An 18,940-nucleotide genomic window follows, 5' to 3' on the forward strand; every position below is an offset into this window, starting at 1 on the left:
CGCTATCATTGCCCTAATGACCCTTGGGGCACCCCCCCATCCGCTTCCAATCTAAAACCGAGGTTTCCCCGCCTCCTCCCTGGGGAGAAGGCGGGATCCCAACGCGGCGGAGACTAGTCCGCGTACTCAACCGATACAGTGAATGTATTGCTGTATACTCCGGCGTTTTCAGGGGCCGTACTATAATCCTCGCACTGATTACAAAATTCGACCCACTCATGCTTCTCCCCGTCTTCCCCTAAGGCGATCGGGTCACTGGAGCTATTGTTGTCGTCAAAACCGAATGAGGAAGAGAGGGGAATAATCGTATCGTGGTCGCCGTTCTCTAGCTCGAGATAAACGGTGTGACCATCAGGGTTGTGAATGTCGCCGTCAAGGCTTATGTAAAATTCCTCTCCTTCCTCACCCTCGACGTCGATGTTAACGCCATCCTGGTCCGGAATCGGGAGCTCTTGTCCGGCGACGACACTGCCGGACTCCCAGATTATGTCGCCTTCGGTAGTGACGCCAATCGAATTGCTCACTGTAACGTCGGTCGTGAAGCTCTCATCGGCTTTAGCACCATCCGGCGTATCATCTGCCACCGCCGGCGTGCCTATCAGCACCGCAGCAGCAGAAACCAGCGGCAACGCCCATCGGCTGCTCCTGTAACTGTCTCTTTGTCTCATGGGCACCCCCTTCTAATGGATTTTCTAACGGATTGGGGCCCCGGTTAGCGCTCACGGCTAACCCCCCAGGGGCCCCACCTTCATCGGGCCGAACCGAACGGGCCCGGCCCACAGTTAGAAGACCGTTTTAGAGCTCGTCGTAGTTGGCGGTTGCCTCGACGGTTACCTCATAATCACCAGCATCGTCGCCGGTGACCTCAAGATTTTCCTCGATATCATCGTCGCCGATGATGCCACTTCCGGAGATTTCCTCGTCCGAGAGATCCAGACCCTCTTCATCGACAGAGTGGGTCACCGTATAGCTATATTGTTCACCGGTTTCTCCACCCACCGTGAAGGTGTAATCATCATCGACGGTGTTGCCTTCGATGATGGTGTCGGGCAGGTCCGCCTCATCGCTCACCGAAACATCGATGGGCTGCCAAACATCCAGCGAGACGTCAAATGAATCACTGTCTTCGGCGCCGTCCGGCAAGTCCGCCAATGCCTTACCACCACCGATGGCCAGAACGGAACCGGCGGTCAGCGCCAGCGCACCCTTGGTCCAGTCGAACTTCCGCATGACTGCTTCTCCTCTTTTCCCTGTGCGAATCCTTTGCGCGTTATGCAAGAAAGCAACTTGCGATGGGCCAGCCCCAGGCCATTTCTCCGGTTTGCGACCCGGGATTCGCTGGCATTGAGAACGCTACCAAAGGGTTCTGACCGTTCTCGTCCAGCTGATCGGACGAAAGACGGGGCGCAGGTGTCAGACACAGTGGACAGAAGTTCGGCGCTGAAGTTGTCTGCCGATCTGGACAGCTTGCCCTTCCACGACTCGGGGGTATTCCGTTGTACTGGTTTCGGGAATAGGGGCATGGCCGGGGGAGACGGCCAGGAGGGACACCGCAGCCCCGGACCGGCCTGTTGCACAGGGAGTCAGCACCATGAGCACGGAGCTCGAGGTCTTCATCCGTCGGCGCGCCAATGAGCAGGGGCTCTCCCTGGCCGAGGTGGCGCGGCGGGCCGGGATGAGCCGGCAGTCGCTCTACGATTGCTGGTCGCGGGATGGCTACCCGAACCTGGCCACCATCGTCGAGCTGGCCGAGGTCCTCGGGGTGCACCCGCTGCGGCTCCTGGAGCTGCAGTTCCCCGACGACGGCGCGGCCGAGGATCACTGCCACACCCTGCGTTGGAACCTGGACCGGGCCGAGCTGGCCACGACGCTGCTTGAGCACACGCCCCAGGCCGTTATCGGCCTGGACGCCGATGGGCAGGTCGCGCTGTTGAACCCGGCCGCCGCCGAGCAGCTGCAGCGCCCCCCGGAGCGAGTGCTCGGCCAGCCGGCCGAGCGCATCCTGCCCGGCGAGGCGCTGGGGCGCATCCGCGCGCAGTGCCCGGTGATGAGCGGCGCACCGACTCAGCCGCACGCCACGCCCCGCGGCAGCCTGCGGCTGAGCACCCGTCGCGGCGAGGACGGCAGCCTGCTGCAGACGCGCGCGCAGTTGGTCGAGGCGCCGCTCTACGAGCGTAATGTGGTCCTGCTGCTCCTCGACCCCGGGGATCCCGCCAACGGGACGGCGGCCGAGGCACCGCCCCCCGCCTTCGACCGCGAGCCGCTCACCGGCCTCCCCGACCGAGAGTCGACCGAGGCGCTTCTGCGCTGGGCGATGCAGCGCACCGAGTCGCGGGGCAGCGAGCTGGCGGTGCTGGTCATCGAGCTCGACGGCTTCGACCGGACCGAAGCCGGGCTCGGCCCGGAGATCGCCGACCGGGTGCTGCACACCGCAGCCCAGCGGGTCGGCGGTCAGCTGCGCCACGCCGATCTCCTCGGCCACCTGCAACGGGGCCAGTTCACCGCCATCCTGCCGGATACCGGCTCGCGCAGCGGCGCCCTGCAGGTGGCCCAGCGCATCTGCCAGAGCCTGGAGCATCCGGTGGAGACCGGCTCCTGCGCCTGTCAGTTGCAGCCGCGTATCGGCATTGCGCTGTTCCCCGAGCACAGCCACCACGCCGTCACCCTCCTCGAACAGGCCCGCTCGGCCGCCACCCGCACGGCGGGAGACCACCAACCGGGGCAGATCGTGGAGCCGGACCTGGGCGACCGGGTGGCCCGGCGCGTGGCGCTGATCCGCGACCTGCGCCGGGCCCTAGAGCGGCGCAGCCTGTGCGTGCACTACCAGCCGGTCTTCGATCTGGCCAGCGGCGAGCTGACCGCCCTGGAGGCGCTGCTGCGCTGGCCCGAAGGCGACACCTCCCAGCCGTCCATCGGCGAGGTCATCGACGCCGCCGAGCAGGCCGGGCTGCTCGGTGAGCTGGACCGCTGGGTGGTCGAGCAGGTGTTGTCGGACCTCGCCCACTGGCAATCCCAGGGCTGCTGCGTGCCGCGGGTGAGCGTCAACGCCTCGGGGCGCACCCTGGGCACCGGGGCCCTGGAGCCGGCGGTGCTCAGCAAGCGCCTGGAGCGCCTCGGACTACCGCCGGGCACACTGGACATCGAGCTCTCCGAGCGCCACCTGCTCGACACCGGCGGCGCCGGCCACGACGGCCTGACCCATATCCGCGAGCACACCCTCGGGGTCACCATCGACCACTTCGGCACCGGCTACGCCTCGCTGATCTCCCTGCGCGACCTGCCGGCGGGACGACTCAAGGTGGACCAGACCCTGATCCGCGACCTGCCCACGGACCCGGATCAGCAGGCCCTGGTGGCCAGCATCGCCCGCCTGGGCGAACGCTTCGGCCTGGAGCTGGCCGCCGAGGGGGTGGAGACCCGGCAGGAGGCGGAACACCTTCGCCAGCTGGGCTTCACCGAGGCGCAGGGCTACCACTTCGGCTACCCGGCCCCGGCGGCGGCGGTGTCCGAGCACCTGGCGACCGCGCCCTAGCGCCGCGCGCCCTTCGCCCGCGCACGGCTGCTGCGCTACCCTAGTCCGGTTCCGCGGCCTCGCCGTCGCCGACGACCGGATCCAGACAGGGAGCGAATCGATGCGCGTCACCCGTTTTCCACTATCCACCACCCGTGAGACCCCGGCCGACGCCGAGATCGTCAGCCACCAGCTGATGCTGCGCGCCGGCATGATCCGCCGCCTCTCCTCGGGGCTCTACACCTGGCTGCCCCTGGGCCTGCGCGTGCTGCAGAAGGTGGAGCGCATCGTGCGCGAGGAGATGAACCGCGCCGGGGCGCTGGAGGTGCTGATGCCGGCGGTGCAGCCGGCGGAGCTCTGGCAGGAGTCCGGCCGCTGGGAGAAGTACGGCCCGGAGCTGCTGCGCATCCGCGACCGGCACGACCGCGAGGGCTGCTTCGGCCCCACCCACGAGGAGGTGATCACCGACCTCTTCCGCCGGGAGATCCGCAGCTACCGCCAGCTGCCGGTGAACTACTACCAGATCCAGACCAAGTTCCGGGACGAGATCCGGCCGCGCTTCGGGGTCATGCGCGCCCGCGAGTTCCTGATGAAGGACGCCTACTCCTTCCACCTCGACGACGACGACCTGCGCGCCGAGTACCAGCGCATGCACGAGGCCTACTGCCGGATCTTCCAGCGCACCGGCCTGGCCTTCCGCCCGGTGGAGGCCGACACCGGGGCGATCGGCGGCAGCGTCTCCCACGAGTTCATGGTCCTGGCCGACTCCGGCGAGGACGCCATCGCCGTCTGCGAAGCCAGCGGCTACGCCGCCAACGTCGAGCTGGCCCCGGCGGTGGCACCCACCGAGCCGCGCCCGGCCCCCCAGGCGGAGCGGGCGGAGGTGGCTACCCCGGGGCAGCGGACCATCGCCGAGGTGGCCGCCTACCTGGGTCTGCCCGAGGCCCGCAACCTCAAGACCCTGCTGGTCGAGGGGGCCGACGGCGGCCTGGTGGCGCTGCTGCTGCGCGGCGACCACGAGCTCAACGAGCTCAAGGCCGAGAAGCATCCGGCGGTGAAGGCGCCGCTGACCTTCGCCGAGGCCGAGCGCGTCGAGCGCCAGCTCGGCTGCCCCTTCGGCTCCCTGGGGCCGGTGGGGCTGACGGGGGTGACGCTGATCGCCGATCACGCCGCCGCCCACCTGGCCGACTTCGCCTGCGGCGCCAACCGCGAGGGCTACCACCTCACCGGCGTCAACTGGGGCCGCGACCTGCCCGAGCCGGAGACCGCCGACCTGCGCGAGGTGACCGCCGGCGACCCGAGCCCCGACGGCGAGGGCACGCTGACCCTGCGCCGCGGCATCGAGGTCGGCCACATCTTCCAGCTCGGCACCACCTACAGCGAGGCCATGGGCGCCAGCGTCCTCGACGAGCAGGGCCAGGAGCGCACGGTGACCATGGGCTGCTACGGCATCGGCGTCTCGCGCGTGGTGGCCGCGGCCATCGAGCAGAACCACGACGACCGGGGCATCTGCTGGCCGGCGCCCATCGCGCCGTTCCAGGTGGCCCTGGTGGCGATCAAGGCCGAGGACCCGGCGGTGGCCGAGGCCGCCGAGGCGCTCTATGCGGACCTGACCGCCAGCGGCATCGACGTCCTCTACGACGACCGCGACGCCCGCCCCGGGGTGAAGTTCGCCGACATGGAGCTCATCGGCATCCCCCACCGGGTGGTGGTCAGCCCCCGGGCCATCCAGGAGGGCAGCGTCGAATACAAGGGGCGCCAGGATGCGGACCCGACCCACGTCCCCCGAGCGGAGATCGTGACATGGCTGAAGAACCGTCTGACGTAACCCCGGCTGGGCCGGGTGGACGCATCCTCATCGCCGGCTGCGGGCGCATCGGCCAGGCCCTGGGCGAACGCCTGGCCGCCGGCGGGGCCGAGGTCTTCGGGCTGCGCCGCCGCCCGGAGGGCCTGCCCGCCGGGATCACCCCGGTGGCCGCCGACCTGGAGGACCCGGCGGCCCTGGCCGAAGCGGTGCCGCAGGATCTGGACGGCGTCTACTACATCGTCACCCCGGGCAGCTACGACGACGACGGCTACCGCCGCGCCTTCGTCGACGGCCTGCAGAACCTGGCCGATCTCCTGCGCGGCCATCCGCGCCCGCCGCAGCGGCTAGTCTTCGTCTCCAGCACCGCGGTCTACGGCCAGCAGGATGGCGAGTGGATCGACGAGGACAGCCCCACCGAGCCCGGACGCTTCTCCGGGCAGCGGCTGCTCGAGGCCGAGGCCATCGCCCTCGGCGGCCCGTGGGCCGGCGTGGTCGCCCGCTACGGCGGTATCTACGGCACCGGGCGGGACTTCCTGATCCGCAAGGTCGAGGCCGGCGAGCCGTGCCAGGCCGAGCAGTACACCAACCGGATCCACAGCGCCGACGTGGTGGGCAGCCTCGCCCACCTCGGCCGCGCCGACGTGCCCGGCGGGGTCTACCTCGGGGTCGACGACGCCCCCAGCACCCAGTGCGAGGTGATGGACGGCATCGCCGAGCTGCTCGGCGTCCCGCGGCCACCGCGCGGCGAGCCGGGCAGCGGCGGCATGCGCGGGGTGGGCAGCAAGCGGGGATCGAACCGCAAGCTCAAGGCCAGCGGCTACCGCTTCCGCTACCCGACCTTCCGCGAGGGGTACCGCGAGCTGATCGGCGGATAGCCGCGGCGGGGGCCGCCCGGCACGGCCCGGCTAGCCGACACTGAACTCCGCCGGCGCCGGGTCGTCCGCCGGCTCGCAGGCCACCGACTCCACGGTGGCCGCCGGCGGCCCCTCGTGGAGCCACTCGCGCAGCTGCGCCACCGCCTCCGGCGGGCCGCAGGCGAGCACCTCCACCCGACCGTCGCGCAGGTTGCGGGCGTAGCCGGTGACCCCCAGGCGCACCGCCTGCTCCTGGGTGGCAGCCCGGAAGCAGACCCCCTGCACCCGGCCACTGATCGTACAGCGTGTCTTCTCTTGCGTCGTCGTCATGCCACCTCCGCACGGGCCGAACGCCCTGCTCCAGCCTCCTCGGCGGTCGGCTCGAGCAGGTCGCTCAGCGACAGATCGAAGCTCTGCTCCCAACGCTCCTCCACCCGGCGCAGCCGCTCGGCCAGCCGACGGTCCCAGGGTGCCCCGGTCTCCAGCCCCGCCGCCGGCGGCAGCGGGTAGGCGAGCATGCGGTGCAGCTCGGCCAGGGTGAAGGTCGAGGTATCCCGCGCCAGCAGCCACGCCCCGTCCGCGCTGCGCTCGATGACGTGGTGCCGGCGCAGGGTCTCCAGGGCCTCGGCCAGGGCGGGCTCTCCGGCGTCCGGCTCCTGCTCGAGCAGCTCGGCGAAGGTCACCCCGGCGCCGCGGCGCTGCGCCTGGTAGAGGTGCCCCAGGATATGCACCGCCAGCACCAGTGCCCAGCGGTTGCGGGCCAGATCGCCGCCGGTGCGCCAGCGGTAGCCGCGCAGGGCCTGGGTGACCTCGGCGCCGATGAGGATCACCAGCCAGGAGATGTACAGCCAGACCAGGAAGATCGGCAGCGCCGCCAGGGCCCCGTAGACGACCTCGTAGGTGGGGGCGCGGGCGATGAACGCGGCAAAACCACCCTTGGCCAGCTCGAACAGCCCCGAGGCCACCACTCCGCCGATGACGGCGTGGAGCACCGGCACACTGCGGTGCGGGACAAGACTGTAGATCAGCGAGAAGACAATCGCCTGCACCACGAAGGGCGCCAGATTGAGCAGCTGCGCGATCAGGTCCGACGGCGGCTCCAGCGGGCCCAGATTCACCGTGCCCATGTACGAGGTGGAGGCCACGCTCACGCCGAGCAGCAGCGGCCCCATGGTCAGCACCGTCCAGTACACCATGAACCGCTGCAGGGTCGGCCGCGGCCGCTCCACCCGCCAGATCTCGTTGAGCACCCGCTCGATGGTGTTGAGCAGCAGCAGTGCGGTGACCGTCAGACCGGCGATGCCCACCGCGGTGAGCTCAGCGGCGCGGCCCATGAAGTTCTCCAGGTGCTCGTCGATGGCGTCGCTGGCCGCCGGGACCAGGTAGTCGACCATGGCCTCGCGCAGGCGATCGGTGACGCCCTCGAAGACCGGGAAGGCGGCGAGTACCGAGAAGCCGATGGTCATCAGCGGGACGATCGCCAGCAGGGTGACGTAGGCGAGCATGCCGGCGCTCTTGGCGCACTGGTCCTGCTGGATGCGCTGGATCAGATACTCACCGAAGCCCCGCGCCTCGCCGACCCCCGGGTGGGTGGGCAGCGCCCGAAGCCTGTCGCCGGCGGCACGCAGGCGGCCGCGCAGTTCCGTCATCTTGGTTCCGCGCCTCCGTAGTTGATAGTGCATGTGTAGCCACCCTTCAGGGCGGGGTACGTTGACGGTGGAGCCTCTCCGTGCAGGCGTTAGAATGCCGAGTACCGCAATCGAGGGAGGTGCTACGGTGGCCAAGATCCTGGTGCTCTACTATAGCCGAAGCGGCGCTACTGCCGATATGGCCCGCCACGTCGCCCGCGGCGTCGAGGCGGTTCACGGCGCCATTGCCGTGGTGCGCACGGTGCCGGCGGTCTCCCCGGACTGGGAGAGCGTCGCCCCGGAGATCCCCGACGACGGCGCCCCCTACGCCATCGTCGAGGAGCTCGAGCACTGCCACGGCCTGATCCTGGGCAGTCCCACCCGCTTCGGCAACATGGCCGCGCCGCTGAAGTACTTCCTGGACACCACCACCAGCGCCTGGCTCTCGGGGACGCTGGCCGGCAAGCCCGGGGCGGTGTTCACCTCCACCGGCACGCTCCACGGCGGTCAGGAGTCCACCCTGCTGAGCATGATGCTGCCGCTGCTCCACCACGGCATGTACCTGGTGGGCCTGCCGTACACCGAGCCGGCGCTGGCCAAGACCACCAGCGGCGGCACCCCCTACGGCCCCAGCCACACCGCCGGGCCCGCGGGCAACCGGCCGATCACCGAGGAGGAGCGCCACCTCTGCGCCGCCCTGGGGCGGCGGGTGGCGCGGCTCAGTGTCCAGCTCTACGGGGCGTCCGAATGATCTCGGCGAAGACCCTGCACGGCATCGCGGTCACCGCGTTTGTCGGCTTGGTGGTGCTGATGCTCAGCTGGCTGCTGTGGCTCTACCCGCCGGCGGATGCGCTGATGCCCATCGCGCTGATCACCCTGCTCGGGCCGCTGGCGCTCACCGCCCGCGGGGTGCTCTACGGCCGGCGCTACACCGTGGCCTGGAGTGCCATCTTCGTGCTGATCTACTTCATCCACGGCGTCACCTACGCCGCGGTGCCCGGCCCGGAGCGGTGGCTGGGGATCGTCGAGATCGTCCTGGCGGTGGTCTACTTCACGGCTGCCCTGATGTATCTGCGTCAGGCCGGGAGCGCTCGGCCAGGATCTCGCGAACGAACGGGACCGTAAGCCGCCGCCCGGCGGCCAGCGAGGCGCGGTCCAGGGTCTCGAAGAAGGCCAGCAGACCGGGCAGCTCCCGGGGCAGCCGGCGGATCAGGTAGCGCGCGGTGGCGTCGGGCAGCTCGAGCCCGCGCTGCGCGGCGCGCTGGCGGAGGATGGCCAGGCAGGTGGTTTCATCGGGCTCGCGCACCGCCACCACCGGCCCCCAGCCCAGACGCGAGCGCAGATCCGGCAGGTCCAGCGGCAGCTCCGCCGGCGGCTGACGCCCGGCGAAGAGCAACCGTCCGCCGCGCTCCACCACCCGGTTGTAGAGGTGGAAGACCGCGCCCTGCCACTCATCGCGCCCGTCCAGCGCATCGAGGTCGTCGAGGGCGATCAGCTGCGCCTGCTCCCAGCCGTCGAGCACCGCCGCGCCGTGGCCGAGCAGCTGATCCAGCGGCAGGTAGACCGCCACCCCGCCAGCGGTGGTCACGCGGCGGCAGGCCCCCTGGAGCAGGTGGCTCTTGCCGACCCCGTGGGGGCCGTGCAGGTAGAGCGCCGGCGCCTCCAGCAGGCCGTCGGCCAGGTCGGTGACCAGGCGCAGGGCCGTGTCGTTCTCGCCGGGGACGAACCGATCGAGCTCGGCGGCGGCGTTCCAGCGGATGTTCAGTGGCAGTTGCACCGATCCCCCCGGTGGGTATTGCGGGTGGGCTCATTCCAGGGCGCCGCCGCCGCCCTGTCAAGCGCCGCCTTGTCCGAAACGGCAGGACTGGTAACCTCGCGCGCATGAGGAGCCGGTACGCGAGTGGACCGGTCGCCGGCCGAACATCAACACGGAGCGAGGGAACCCCCATCATGCACAGACGCTCGATCCCCCTGGCCACCGCGCTGGCGCTGGGTGTCGCGGGCGGCAGCGCCGCCGCCGAGGACCGCGAGGCCTCAGCCAGCCTCGGCATCGCCATCAACCAGGGCAACACCGAGAGCGAACGCTACAACCTCAACGCCGACTACCTGGAGCGCACCAACGCCCACCGCTTCACCGCCAACCTGGAGCTCAACCGGGGCAAGGACGGCGACGGCGACGAGGACGTCAACAACTCCCGCATCGGCGGCGGTTACGACTGGTTCTTCCACGGCCCCTGGTACGCCAATTCCACGCTCTCGTGGCGCCAGGACCGCAAGGCCGACCTGCGCCAGCGCTACGTCGCCGGTCTCGGTGCCGGTTACCAGTTCTTCGATGACGACCGCACCCGCCTCTCGGCGGAGGCCGGCCCCACCTACATCAGCGAGGAGACGCTCGGCGGCAGCCGCAGCCGCGAGGGGGCCCTGCGCTGGGCGCTGGACTACCGGCAGTACTTCGCCGAGGGGGCATTGCGCTTCTTCCACCGCCACGAGCTGATCACCGAGGTGGACGACGCCGACGAGTGGTTCGTCACCACCCGCACCGGGCTGCGCATGCCCCTGATGGAGAACCTCAGCGCCAGCCTGCAGTTCAACTACGACTACGACAACAACACCGAGGCGGACTCCCGCTACGACGCCACCACCCTGGTCAACCTGACCTACGACTGGTGACGCCGGGCGCCGTTCGCACCGTTACCGCTGCCAGCGGTAGCTGCGCGTGAGCTGCCCGCCACCGGGCCCCATCTCGGTGGCGGGCAGGGCCTCGGGCCAGAGCGTGTCGGCATCGTCCAAATCGGCCGCCACCCGCTCGGGGGCGCGCTCGAGCATCAGCCGCAGGGTGACCCGATCGCCGGCGATGCGCTGGACGTCCACCTGCTCGACCCCGGTGACGTCTTCCAGATAGCGTACCGCCCCGAGGTAGTCCTCGACGCCCTCGATCCCGGTGATGGCGATCTCCAGCTGCTGACCGTCGTGCTCACCGGGGACCACGGCGAAGCGCCGGGTCAGGGCGCCCCCGACCTCGTCGAGCCCCTCGCGGACCACCCGCTCCAGATCGCCCGGGCCGGTGTGGTGCTGCAGGGTGTCGTCGCCGGTGAGCACCGTCCAGCGCGCCCGCCAGGCGCCGGTACCGGTCTGCCGCAGACCCACCGCCGCCACGGCGGTGCTGCCGTAGCGCTGCGAGGCCTCGCGCAGGGACTCATCAAAACCGCCCCAGATATCCACGAACCCCACCGCCCGCCGGTCGCGAAGATCCAGCGTCGGGTACATCAGCGGCAGGGCCCGCTGCTCGGCCCCCTGATGGAGTGCTTCGAGCACCTCGCCCTCGGTCCCGGACGCGGCAAAACCGAGCAGATCCCGCCGGCCGTCGATCTCGGTCGCCACCCAGAGCAGGATCGGCGCCCGGTGCTCACCCCAGACCGCCACCTCCCGCTCGCCCAGTTGGCGGCGCAGCACATCGCCCTCGAAGCGCAGCTCCACGGCCAGCTCGTCGTCCACCCGCACGTACCGGTAGCTCGCCAGGTAGCGCCCGGCGTCCTCGAGCAACTCCGCCGCCGGGTGATCCCCCAGACCCTGGTACACCCCCACCATGCGCCCGATGACCTGTTCCAGACCCGCCTCCACGGCCGCCTCGCGCTCGGCGTCCTGCCGGCCTTCCACGGGGATCTCGGCGGTGAAGAGATCGCTCGCCGCCGCCGTGCCCGCAGCGAGCAGGGTCCACGCGGCGAGGACGGCGGCCAGCACGACACCGGCTGGACGGCGAGAGGCGAAGGAAGGGGCAAGGGGTACGGCCGTGCGCATGGGCGGGGTATCGGTTGCTGTCGGTGGGTGTCGGTCGTCATCAGACAACCCGCCCAACATACCACGAGCCGCCCGCGGCTTTGAGCCACCGCAGGGCCAGCCGGCGGCCGCGCGGACCGCGCGGTGGGCAAGGTGCTTGGCGCCCCCGGGGGCCGGCGGTCATACTACGCGGCGTTGGCCCACGGGCCCCGCCCCACTGGACATCCCAGGAGAATCGCCTTGGACGAGCAACACCCGCTGACCTATCGCGACGCCGGTGTGGATATCGACGCCGGCAACGACCTTGTCAGCCGCATCCGCCCCGCCGTCGAGTCCACCCGCCGGCCCGAGGTGCTCGGCGGCATCGGCGGCTTCGGCGGCCTGGTCGAGCTGCCCGACGGCTACAGGCGTCCGGTCTTGGTGGCCGGCACCGACGGCGTCGGCACCAAGCTGCGCCTGGCCATCGAGACCGGGCGCCACCAGGGCGTGGGCACCGACCTGGTGGCCATGTGCGTCAACGATGTGGTGGTCCAGGGCGCCGAGCCGCTGTTCTTCCTGGATTACTACGCCACCAGCCACCTGGATGTGGACACCGCCGCCGCGGTGGTCCAGGGCATCGCCGCCGGCTGCCGCGACGCCGGCGCCGCCCTGCTCGGCGGTGAGACCGCCGAGATGCCCGGCATGTACGCCGACAGCGACTACGACCTGGCCGGCTTCTGCGTCGGCGTGGTCGAGCGCGAGCAGCTGATCGAGGGCACCACCGTCACCCCCGGCGACGTGCTCATCGCCCTGCCCGCCTCCGGCCCGCACTCCAACGGCTACTCCCTGATCCGCAAGATCCTCGAGCGCCACCCCGGCGCGCTGGACGAGATGCTCGACGGCGAGTCGCTGACCGACCACCTGATGCGACCGACGCGCATCTACGTCACCCCGGCGCTGCGCCTGGCCGAGCAGGTGCCGGTCAAGGCCTTCTGCCACGTCACCGGCGGCGGCCTGCCCGAGAACCTGCCGCGGGTGCTGCCCGAGCACTGCGCGGCCGCCCTGGAGCGCTGGCAGTGGCCGGCGGTCTTCGACTGGCTGGCCCGCGCCGGTAACGTCGAGCGCGGCGAGATGCTGCGCACCTTCAACTGCGGCGTCGGCTTCGTCGCCTGCGTTGCCGCCGAGGATGCCGAGCGCGCCCTCGAGGTGCTCGAGGAGCAGGGTGAGGCCGCCTGGCGACTGGGTGAGGTGGTCGCCGCCGAGGACGACACCCCGCGGCTGACCATCAACGGGGAGGCGCCGTGACCCCGTCGCCGCGGATCGCCGTCCTGCTCTCGGGCAGTGGCAGCAACCTGCAGGCGCTGCTCGACCAACACGCGGCCGGGGCGCTGCCGGCGACCTTCGCCTGCGTGCTCAGCAACCGGGCGGATGCCTACGGCCTGCAGCGCGCCGAGGCCGCGGGCATCCCCACGGCGGTCGTCGATCACCGCCAGTACCCCGACCGCGAGGCCTTCGACCGCGCCCTGGCCGAGCACCTGGAGGCGGTCGGGGTCGATCTGGTGGTGCTCGCCGGGTTCATGCGCATCCTCACGCCGGTCTTCGTGGAGCGTTTCCAGGGCCGTCTCTTGAACATCCACCCGTCGCTGCTGCCGGACTTCCGCGGTCTGCACACCCATGAGCGGGCCCTGGAGGCGGGGGTCGAGGAACACGGCTGCACGGTGCATTTCGTGACGCCGGAGCTCGACGCCGGCCCGGCCATCGTCCAGGGGGTGGTGCCGGTCCACCCGGGGGATTCGCCGGAGGCGCTGGCGCAGCGGGTGCAGGTGCAGGAGCACCGCGTCTATCCGTTGGCGGTGCGGTGGTTCGTGTCCGGGCGGTTGGCGCTGACGGAGTCGGGGGTCGCCCTGGACGGGCAGGTGCTGGAGGCGCCGGTGCGGGTGGATGCGGAGACGGCGGTCGATCGGCTTTAGGTCGAGGCGTTGCTGGCCGTCTAGGGGGGCACGAGCGAAGACGCGCCTCTGGGCTGCTGGCCGCCTGGGGGGTGTGCCCCGTGGGTCGAGCCTTTAGGACGCGCCGAGCAGCGCAGCCCCGACGGGGGTTCAGCGCGAACCTTTGCTGGTTCGCGCTGATCAGCGAGGTTTTGTCCGAGCGGCGCGCAGCGCCGCGAGTTAAGCGAGCGGCCCCGTCGGGGTGAGCAGCACAGGGGACCCCGCAGGGGCGCGTCCTTCGCTCGACCCACGGGGCATACCCCCCAGGCGGCCCGACCGCGCCGGGCACGCCCGCGGGGGGCGCGTCTTCGCTCGACCCACGGGGCGCCCCCAGACGGCCAGCAACGCCTCGACCGGTGGGGCTGGCACTGCGCGGCGAACCTCGACGGCCCATCACTGCCTAACGGATAACCTACAACGCCGCCCGCCCGGAAAGGAGTCAGTATGAGGGCCCCATCCAAACGTACCTTCAGCGTCCAGCGCGCGGCCGCATGGCTCATCCTGGGCCTACTGACCGCCACCACCTCCCTGGCAGCGCCCGCCGCAGCAGCCGAGGCCGAGCGAATCCCCGAGTTCCGGGCGGAGTATGAGGTGAAGTACGGCCGTCTGACCCTGGGCACCAGCCGGCTGGAGCTGGAGTACCTGGGCGACGACCGCTACCGCTACGAGATGTTCGTCCGCCCCCGGGGGCTGGCGCGGGCGGTGCTCGGCACCGATCTGACCGATATCAGCGAGGGGCAGGTCCTCGCAGACGGCACGCTGCGCCCGGATCGGTTCGTGCACAAGCGCGAGGGCCGGGACGAGCGTCACGAGGCGATCACCTTCGACCACGACGCCGGCAAGGTGACCTTCGCGGACGGAACCGCCATCGACCTCGAGGAAGGCGCCGTGGACCGCCTGCTGCCGCAGCTGCTGATCATGCGCGACCTCTCGGCGACCTTCGATCGGGTGCTGACCTACCGCATCGCCGATGACGAAGAGATCTCCGACTACAGCTTCGAGCGCAAGGGCCGCGAGCGGGTCTCGGTGGCCGCCGGCTCGTACCGGGCCGAACGCATCCAGCGCGTGCGCGACGGCGACAGCTCCCGCGAGTCCAACGCCTGGGTCTACCGGCGACTCCACAACCTGCCGGTGAAGATCGAGCACGCCGACAGCGGGCGCACCTTCGTCATGGAGCTGACCGAGGTCAGCGGGCCGATCCAGGACGACTAGGCCTCGGGGTCACGAGCGCGGCAGCGTCACCCCGTCCTGGCCCATGTACTTGCCACCCCGGTCGGCGTAGGAGACCTCGCACGGCTCGTCCGACTCGAAGAAGAGCATCTGCGCGACGCCCTCGTTGGCGTGGATCTTCGCCGGCAGGGGGGTGGTGTTGGAGAACTCCAGGGTCACCCGCCCCTCCCACTCCGGCTCCAACGGCGTGACGTTGACGATGATCCCGCAGCGGGCGTAGGTCGACTTGCCCAGACAGATGGTCAGCACGTTCCGCGGGATGCGGAAGTACTCCAGGGTGTAGGCCAGGGCGAAGGAGTTGGGCGGGATGATGCAGACGTCGCCGTGGACATCGACGAAGCTCGCCGCATCGAAGTTCTTCGGATCCACCACCGCGGAGTTGATATCGGTGAAGATCTTGAAGTCCTTCCCGCAACGGACGTCGTAACCGTAGCTGGAGGTGCCGTAGGAGATGACCCGTTGCCCCTCGGGGGTATCGCGCACCTGCCCCGGCTCGAAGGGTTCGATCATCCCGTGCTCTTGCGCCATGTGCCGGATCCACCGGTCGGATTTGATGGTCATGCGGCGCCTTCTGGTGACTGCGATCTGGTCAGGATTCTAGGGGGCAGCGCGCCCGATGACCAGGGTACGCGCCCGCCGCAGCGGACGCGCACCCGGGCCGGCACAGGGCGCTAGAGCATGTGCCCGAGCATCGCGGTGGCGATGGCAAAGTAGATCAGGATGCCGCCGATATCGGCGATGGACGTGATCAGCGGCGCGCTGGCCGTGGCCGGGTCGAGGTTCAGCCGGGCCAGACCGAAGGGCAGGAGCATCCCGATCATGCTGCCCATGAAGACCACGGCCACCATGGCCAGGGAGACCACCCAGGCGATGTCCAGACCGCCGCGGTAGAGCCCCAGCGCCCAGACGGCGACACCCACGGTGACACCCAGGGCGATGGCCACACCGGCCTCCTTGCCCCACAGGCGCAACCAGTCCTTGGCCTTGACGTCACCGGTGGCGAGCGCGCGCACCATCAGGGTCGCCGACTGGGTGCCGGCGTTACCGCCAGTATCCACCACCAGGGGCAGGAAGGTGACCAGGACGATGACCGCCTCGATGGTCTCCTCGTAGGCGGCGATGATCTCGCCGCCGAACATGTTGATGAACACCAGCAGCACCAGCCAGCCGACACGGCGCTGGTAGAGCAGGTTCATGCTGGCGTCGCGCATACTGAAGTTGAGCACGCCGACACCACCGACCTTCTGGAAGTCCTCGGTGGCCTCGGCCTCGGCCACGTCCATGACGTCGTCCGGGGTCACGGTGCCGAGCAGCACCCCCTCGGTATCGACCACCGGCAGCGCCGTCAGGTCGTAGCGCTGCACCGTCTCCACCGCCTTCTCGCGATCCTCGAAGGCCGAGACGCTGATGAAGTGGTAGTCCATCAGCTCCTCGACCACGGTCTCCGGCGCGGCGACGATGAACCGGCGGATGGTCAGGGCGTCGAGCAACCGGCCCTCGCGGTCGGTGACGTAGATGACGTTCACCGTCTCGGCCTTCTCGCGCTGGCCGCGGATGTGCTGCAGGCTGCGCTCCACGGTCCAGTCGGCGCGCACGGCGATGTAGTCCGGCGTCATCAGCCGGCCAACGCTCTCCGCCGGGTAGCCGAGCAGCTCGCGGGCCTCGCGCTGTGCCCCCGGGGGCAGCAGCTCCAGCAGCCGCTGGGTGGCCTCGGCGGGCAGCTCCTGGAACAGGGCGGTGCGGTCGTCCGGGGTGAGCGCGGCGACGATCTCCCGCGTCTCATGGTCGGTCATGTCCTGGAGCAGGGCATCCTGGTTGTCCCCGGAGAGGTAGGAGAACACCTCCGAGGCCCGGGGCCGTGGCAGCAGCTTAAACAGGAAGATGCGCCGGGATTTCTCCAGGCTCAGGATCAGTTCCGCAATGTCCTGCTCCGGCAGCTCCTCGATGCGAGCGCGGACGTCCTTCCAGCGCCTCCCATCGAGGAGCTGTCGGATCTCTTCGAGCAGCTCTTCGTAAGCCATGATGGGGCTCCTTCCTGTTGCGCGTGCAGAGGGCACGCGGCAGCGCGTGCCGGCGCGCCGGGTGGATGAATCAGGGGGGAGGCCCTAGATCTCGCGAGCCCCCGACCCTGCCTGATTGCAGCCGACCGTGGTGGCAGGCTCCAGGCAGGGCCGGGTCGGGTCAGACCCGGGCCGAGCGAGCCACCACAAGGCGGTCGTGCCGCAGCGCGCCGGCCATGGTCGCCGGGGCTGCGGCGCTGGTACTCGGTACTTGGCTGTCCATTCGGTGCGTTGGGGCGGCCGCGGGGGCCATCCATTCACTCGGTCCGCTGAAACCGGCCTCAAAATAGCGATGGTCGGCGCTTGCGTCAATTTTTGCAGCGCACCATGGTTGACCCATTCGCCCCCCTCGCGTATGAACTCCGGCTGTCTTTGACGACGCGAGGAACGCACCCGATGGCCCTTTGGATCGCCGTACTGCTGGGGGTTGTGCAGGGGATCTTCATGTTCCTGCCGGTGAGCTCCACGGCCCACATGGTGCTGCTCGAGCACTGGCTGATCGGCCGCGATCACCCAATGCCGGCGCCGGAGAGCGCCGAGATGATCCTGTTCAACCTGGTGGTCCACGTCGGGACCCTGGTCTCCATCGTGGTGGTCTTCGCCCCGAGCCTGCTGCGCTTCACCCGCTACAGCCTGCGCGATGCCTACGGCTGGGCCCGCGCCGGACGCTTTCAGGGGCCACCGCTCTACGCCCGGCTGTTCCTGCTGGGGATGCTCTCGGTGCTGTTCACCGGCGTGGTGGGCCTGACGCTCAAGGCGACCTTCGAGCAGGTCTTCGCCAACCCGTGGATGATCGCCTTCACCCTGATCCTCACCGGCGCCCTGCTCTTCTGGACGGACAAGCTCCCGCCCCGGCGCCGGGGGTTGCGCCAGACCGGGGTGGGCACGGCGACGCTCATCGGCGTCGCCCAGGGTTTCGCGCTGATGCCCGGGCTCTCGCGCAGCGCCATGACCATCGTCTTCGGCCTGTTCGCCGGGCTCAAGCGGCGCTGGGCGGCGGAGTACAGCTTCTTCCTGGCCATCCCCACCATCTGCGCGGCCACGCTGCTCCAGGCCATCGAGGTCTACCAGCTCGGCGGCCTGGAGAGCGTCAGCGTCGCCGCCCTGATCACCGGCTTTGTCGTCGCCGCCGGGGTGGGCATCGTCTCGCTGAAGCTGGTGATCTACTTCCTCTACCGCGCCCAGCTGAAGGTGTTTTCCTTCTACGTCTGGGCGCTGGCGGCGGCCATCCTGCTCGGCTGGATCGACCTGCCGATATGAACGACTCCCGCCAAGCCTTTCAGGCTATGGCGTGCGTTTCGCGCTTCGCGGGGAGTGCCGGATCGTCCGGGGGATGGTCCAGTCTGACCTCCCTCCCCGCATCGGCCGGTTAAAAGCGCACGGCGTCGAAGGAGACCCCCAGGTAGAACTCGTCGTCCTCCCCGGAGGACATCACCCGGCCGTAGGCCAGATCCAGCTGGACCAGGTCGTCGAGCATGCTGCGGCGCAGGCCGAAGGCGCCCCGGGCATCCTCATCGCTGTCGGTATCCCCGGTGGCCTGCAGGATCACGTCCCAGCGCTCGGTGAAGCGCCAGTCCAGGCCCAGCCCCCAGATGCCGTCGGTGTCGTCGTCCTGGCGGTTGTGGCTCACGCCGAGGTTGGCGTGGACCGTGGTGCGCTGGCCCCAGTCCACGGTCAGCGGCACCAGCAGGAAGTGGTCGCGGCGGCGGTCATCGCTGATGTCGTAGTCCAGGCCCGCGGCCAGGCCGAGTCCGTAACCGTCGCGGTGCCGGTCGCGCCACAGCCACAGGCCTTCGACGTCGAGGAAGGCGTTGGCATCGGCCCCCTCGGTGCCTTGGGTACCCAGCCCCACGGTGGTCTGCCAGTCACCGGTACCGCGGGTGGTCAGGGCACCGAAGGTGCCGACACGGTCGCCTTCGCTGCGATCCACCTCCTGGTGCCAGAAGTCCACGGTGCCGCTGCGCCGGTCGATCAGCTCGGCCTCGGTGATCTCGTAGGCGTCGCCGGGCAGCGGCCCGCTCACCGCCGCGCCACTGGCCAGCGCGCCCCCCAGGCCGGCGGCCGCCGCCATCCACCCACCGTAACGTTGCATACTGCCTCCTATTG

General features: G+C 70.0%; 19 protein-coding genes. 10 read left to right on the forward strand and 9 right to left on the reverse strand.

What is annotated here, in order from left to right; genetic code table 11:
- Positions 1–113 precede the first annotated feature (113 nt).
- Both HHAL_RS03595 and HHAL_RS03600 read right to left on the reverse strand, forming a co-directional pair.
- Positions 114–668, reverse strand: a complete 555-nt coding sequence (locus tag HHAL_RS03595; protein WP_144446082.1) for a hypothetical protein — start codon at positions 666–668, stop codon at positions 114–116.
- A gap of 127 nt (positions 669–795) precedes the next feature.
- Complete coding sequence (locus HHAL_RS03600) at positions 796–1,230, reverse strand: hypothetical protein (protein WP_011813504.1); 435 nt, start codon at positions 1,228–1,230, stop codon at positions 796–798.
- A 361-nt stretch (positions 1,231–1,591) separates the two neighbouring features.
- On the opposite strand from HHAL_RS03600, the gene HHAL_RS03605 reads away from it, so the two are divergent.
- The 3 genes from HHAL_RS03605 (at position 1,592) to HHAL_RS03615 (ending at position 6,193) form a co-directional block, all read left to right on the forward strand.
- Positions 1,592–3,532, forward strand: a complete 1,941-nt coding sequence (locus HHAL_RS03605; protein ID WP_011813505.1) for an EAL domain-containing protein — start codon at positions 1,592–1,594, stop codon at positions 3,530–3,532.
- Between the two features lie 100 nt (positions 3,533–3,632).
- Positions 3,633–5,339, forward strand: coding sequence for a proline--tRNA ligase (locus HHAL_RS03610; protein ID WP_011813506.1), 1,707 nt, complete (start codon positions 3,633–3,635; stop codon positions 5,337–5,339).
- Positions 5,315–6,193, forward strand: a complete 879-nt coding sequence (locus tag HHAL_RS03615; RefSeq protein ID WP_011813507.1) for an SDR family oxidoreductase — start codon at positions 5,315–5,317, stop codon at positions 6,191–6,193. Before HHAL_RS03610 ends, HHAL_RS03615 begins: the two co-directional genes overlap by 25 nt.
- 30 nt (positions 6,194–6,223) lie before the next feature.
- Here HHAL_RS03615 and yccX read toward each other — a convergent pair whose 3' ends face one another.
- Positions 6,224–6,502, reverse strand: coding sequence for an acylphosphatase (gene yccX / locus HHAL_RS03620; protein ID WP_011813508.1), 279 nt, complete (start codon positions 6,500–6,502; stop codon positions 6,224–6,226).
- Positions 6,499–7,821, reverse strand: coding sequence for a virulence factor BrkB family protein (locus HHAL_RS12505; RefSeq protein ID WP_049751422.1), 1,323 nt, complete (start codon positions 7,819–7,821; stop codon positions 6,499–6,501). The genes yccX and HHAL_RS12505 overlap by 4 nt, the downstream gene beginning before the upstream one ends.
- Before the next feature lie 127 nt (positions 7,822–7,948).
- Here HHAL_RS12505 and wrbA point away from each other — a divergent pair, with 127 nt between their 5' ends.
- Positions 7,949–8,551: an NAD(P)H:quinone oxidoreductase gene (gene wrbA, locus HHAL_RS03630; protein ID WP_041595040.1), complete on the forward strand. Its 603-nt coding sequence runs from the start codon at positions 7,949–7,951 to the stop codon at positions 8,549–8,551.
- On the forward strand, positions 8,548–8,925 hold the full coding sequence (locus HHAL_RS03635) for a DUF2069 domain-containing protein (RefSeq protein WP_011813511.1): 378 nt from the start codon (positions 8,548–8,550) through the stop codon (positions 8,923–8,925). Before wrbA ends, HHAL_RS03635 begins: the two co-directional genes overlap by 4 nt.
- Here HHAL_RS03635 and hda read toward each other — a convergent pair.
- A complete protein-coding gene (gene hda / locus HHAL_RS03640; protein WP_011813512.1) occupies positions 8,852–9,577 on the reverse strand; it encodes a DnaA regulatory inactivator Hda in 726 nt (241 codons plus the stop codon). The genes HHAL_RS03635 and hda overlap by 74 nt on opposite strands.
- Positions 9,578–9,750: 173 nt before the next feature.
- Here hda and HHAL_RS03645 point away from each other — a divergent pair, with 173 nt between their 5' ends.
- Complete coding sequence (locus HHAL_RS03645) at positions 9,751–10,470, forward strand: DUF481 domain-containing protein (protein WP_011813513.1); 720 nt, start codon at positions 9,751–9,753, stop codon at positions 10,468–10,470.
- 21 nt (positions 10,471–10,491) lie between these two features.
- Here the strand turns inward: HHAL_RS03645 and HHAL_RS03650 are convergent, their stop codons facing one another.
- Positions 10,492–11,598: a DUF2066 domain-containing protein gene (locus HHAL_RS03650; RefSeq protein ID WP_187147880.1), complete on the reverse strand. Its 1,107-nt coding sequence runs from the start codon at positions 11,596–11,598 to the stop codon at positions 10,492–10,494.
- 219 nt (positions 11,599–11,817) lie between these two features.
- Here HHAL_RS03650 and purM point away from each other — a divergent pair, with 219 nt between their 5' ends.
- The 3 genes from purM (at position 11,818) to HHAL_RS03665 (ending at position 14,756) form a co-directional block, all read left to right on the forward strand.
- Positions 11,818–12,861, forward strand: a complete 1,044-nt coding sequence (purM, locus tag HHAL_RS03655; protein WP_011813515.1) for a phosphoribosylformylglycinamidine cyclo-ligase — start codon at positions 11,818–11,820, stop codon at positions 12,859–12,861.
- On the forward strand, positions 12,858–13,526 hold the full coding sequence (gene purN, locus HHAL_RS03660; protein WP_011813516.1) for a phosphoribosylglycinamide formyltransferase: 669 nt from the start codon (positions 12,858–12,860) through the stop codon (positions 13,524–13,526). Before purM ends, purN begins: the two co-directional genes overlap by 4 nt.
- A 462-nt stretch (positions 13,527–13,988) precedes the next feature.
- Positions 13,989–14,756 carry a DUF3108 domain-containing protein gene (locus HHAL_RS03665; protein ID WP_011813517.1) on the forward strand — a complete coding sequence of 256 codons (768 nt, stop codon included), beginning with the start codon at positions 13,989–13,991 and terminating at the stop codon, positions 14,754–14,756.
- A 9-nt stretch (positions 14,757–14,765) separates the two neighbouring features.
- Here the strand turns inward: HHAL_RS03665 and dcd are convergent, their stop codons facing one another.
- The gene (dcd, locus tag HHAL_RS03670) at positions 14,766–15,335 is read right to left on the reverse strand and encodes a dCTP deaminase (protein WP_011813518.1); all 570 of its coding nucleotides are present in this window, start codon (positions 15,333–15,335) and stop codon (positions 14,766–14,768) included.
- Positions 15,336–15,445: 110 nt separating this feature from the next.
- On the reverse strand, positions 15,446–16,795 hold the full coding sequence (gene mgtE, locus HHAL_RS03675) for a magnesium transporter (protein ID WP_011813519.1): 1,350 nt from the start codon (positions 16,793–16,795) through the stop codon (positions 15,446–15,448).
- Positions 16,796–17,230: 435 nt separating this feature from the next.
- Between mgtE and HHAL_RS03680 the strand changes: the two genes are divergently transcribed.
- Positions 17,231–18,094 carry an undecaprenyl-diphosphate phosphatase gene (locus HHAL_RS03680; protein ID WP_011813520.1) on the forward strand — a complete coding sequence of 288 codons (864 nt, stop codon included), beginning with the start codon at positions 17,231–17,233 and terminating at the stop codon, positions 18,092–18,094.
- A 109-nt stretch (positions 18,095–18,203) separates the two neighbouring features.
- Here the strand turns inward: HHAL_RS03680 and HHAL_RS03685 are convergent, their stop codons facing one another.
- Entirely contained in the window at positions 18,204–18,926 is a 723-nt protein-coding gene (locus HHAL_RS03685; protein WP_041595042.1) for a hypothetical protein, read from the reverse strand.
- Positions 18,927–18,940 lie beyond the last annotated feature (14 nt).

The sequence above is a fragment of the Halorhodospira halophila SL1 genome (genome assembly GCF_000015585.1).
GTDB classification, from domain to species: domain Bacteria; phylum Pseudomonadota; class Gammaproteobacteria; order Nitrococcales; family Halorhodospiraceae; genus Halorhodospira; species Halorhodospira halophila.